The organism is Streptomyces sp. (assembly GCF_031178505.1).
In the GTDB taxonomy this organism is placed as follows: domain Bacteria; phylum Actinomycetota; class Actinomycetes; order Streptomycetales; family Streptomycetaceae; genus Streptomyces; species Streptomyces gulbargensis.
In genome coordinates this window covers 1-2231 of the sequence record NZ_JAPSIW010000952.1, presented here as the reverse complement: position 1 = coordinate 2231, position 2231 = coordinate 1, and the positions used below count along the sequence as shown (strand labels likewise).

Here is a 2231-nt window from a genome sequence, read left to right as displayed (position 1 = left end):
CCTGGGACGGGGGACCGGCGGCGCCGGGCACTGCGATCGTCAGACGAGCCAGCCCAGGAAGTGGACGACGCCGGCGAGCAGGTTGGTGATCACGTTCATGGTGGGACTTCTCCTCGTGCATGTTCTCCGTCGGGACAGCGCGTACGCGGTCTGCAGCCCGTCGCTTGCGCACCGTAATCATCCGACGCCGTTCGGGAGGTGGGCAACGAATCCGGGAACGATCACACGTTTCGGGGAACACCCGCTCCCGCGTTCGCCTGTTCGGCTCCGCGGGCGGCACGGGCGTCCTGCCGGACCAGTTCCGCGTACCGCCCGTCGAGCGCGAGGAGTTCCTCGTGGGTACCGCGCTCGGCGACGCGCCCGGCCTCCAGGACGACGATCTGGTCCGCGTCGCGGACGGTGGAGAGCCGGTGGGCGATGGTGAGGGTGGTGCGGCCCTTGGAGAGCGCGTCGACGGCCTCCTGCACCGCGCGTTCGGTACGGGTGTCGAGCGCGCTGGTGGCCTCGTCCAGGATCAGGACGGGAGGGTCGCGGAGGATCGTGCGGGCGATGGCCAGGCGCTGTTTCTCGCCCCCGGAGAAGCGGTGGCCGCGCTCGCCGACGAGGGTGTCGTAGCCGTCGGGCAGCGAGGCGATGTGGTCGTGGATCTGGGCCGCGCGGGCGGCGGCCTCGATCTCCTCGTCCGTGGCGTCGGGCCGGGCGAAGCGGAGATTGTCGGCGACAGAGGCGTGGAACAGGTAGGTCTCCTGCGAGACCACGCCGACGGCGCGGGCCAAAGTGTCGAAGTCGAGGTCCCGTACGTCCACCCCGTCGAGGGTGACGCGGCCGCCGGTCACGTCGTACAGCCGGGGCACGAGCAGACCGAGGGTGGACTTGCCGGCACCGGTCGCTCCGACCACGGCCAGGCTTCCGCCCGCGGGGACGGTCAGGTCGACCGCGTCGAGGGTCGCCGGACCCGTCGAGTCGGGGTCGTAGCGGAACTCGACCCGCTCGAAGGCGACCTCGCCGCGGACCTTCTCCAGGCGGACCGGGTCGGCGGGCTCGGTGATGTCCACGGGCAGGTCGAGGTATTCGAAGATGCGCTGGAAGAGGGCGAGCGAGGCCTGGATCTGCACGCCGGTGGAGAGCAGGCTCACGGCGGGCCGGAACAGGCCCTGCTGGAGCGAGACGAAGGCCACGAGAGTGCCGAGGGAGATCGCCGGGCCGCCGGAACGGAGGGCGAGGCCGGCGGCCCAGTAGAGCAGGGCGGGCATGGCGGCCATGACGATGCCGATGGTGGCCATGCGCCAGCGTCCGGCCATGGAGGAGCGCACCTCGAGGCCGACGAGGCGCTCGGACTCGGCGGCGAAGGACCGCGTGAGCGAGTCGGCGCGGCCCATGGTGCGGCCGAGCAGGATGCCGCTCACGGAGAGGGACTCGGTGACCGTCGCGGCCATCGCGGCCATCTGCTTCTGGCGCTGGGTGGTGATCCGCTTCCGCTCGCGGCCGACGCGCCGGCTGATCCAGACGAAGACGGGGAGCAGGAGCAGGGAGACGAGGGTGAGGCGCCAGTCGAGGGCGAGCATGGCGACGACGGTCGCGACGACGGCGGTGAGGTTGGCGACGAGGGAGGTGGCCGTGGAGGTGACGGTGGCCTGCATGCCGCCGATGTCGTTGGCGATGCGGGACTGCACCTCGCCGGTGCGGGTGTGGGTGAAGAAGGCCAGCGGCATGCGCTGGAGCTGGGCGTAGACCCCGGTCCGCAGGTCGTGCATGACGCGCTGGCCGACCGTGGTGGAGATCAGCGTCTGGAGCACACCGAAGACGCCGGTGAGGACGGCGGTGAGGATCATGCCGAGGGCGAGCAGGCTGAGGAGTCCGGTGCGGCCCTGGGGGATCGCGGTGTCCAGGATCTCCTTGAGCAGGAACGGCGAGGCGACCGAGACCAGCGAGGCGGCGCCGACGAGGAGGCCGACGAGCGCGAGGCGGGCGCGGTAGGGGCGGAAGAGACCGAGGATGCGCCGCAGCTGGGCGGGTTCCCGGGGCTGTCCGGGATCACGGGGCGGGGGCGTCCAGGTGGACTGGTCGTGGGGGTGCATGGGCTCCTTCGGCGGGTTCGCCGTGCCCGGCGGGGCGGCGGCGGGGACGGCACGGCGGCGCGCGCCAGGGCGACGGCACCGAGCGCCCGGCGCGGACGACAGGAGTCGGACGACGGCGGGCGTACGGCGCGGGACGCGCGGGCGGCCCGATCC

Annotated in this window: 1 protein-coding gene; it reads right to left on the bottom strand. The window is 72.6% G+C overall.

Annotated features, from left to right (window positions below):
* Positions 1-221: 221 nt before the first annotated feature.
* Entirely contained in the window at positions 222-2078 is a 1857-nt protein-coding gene (locus tag RIF68_RS34945) for an ABC transporter ATP-binding protein (RefSeq protein WP_309055561.1), read from the bottom strand.
* Positions 2079-2231 lie beyond the last annotated feature (153 nt).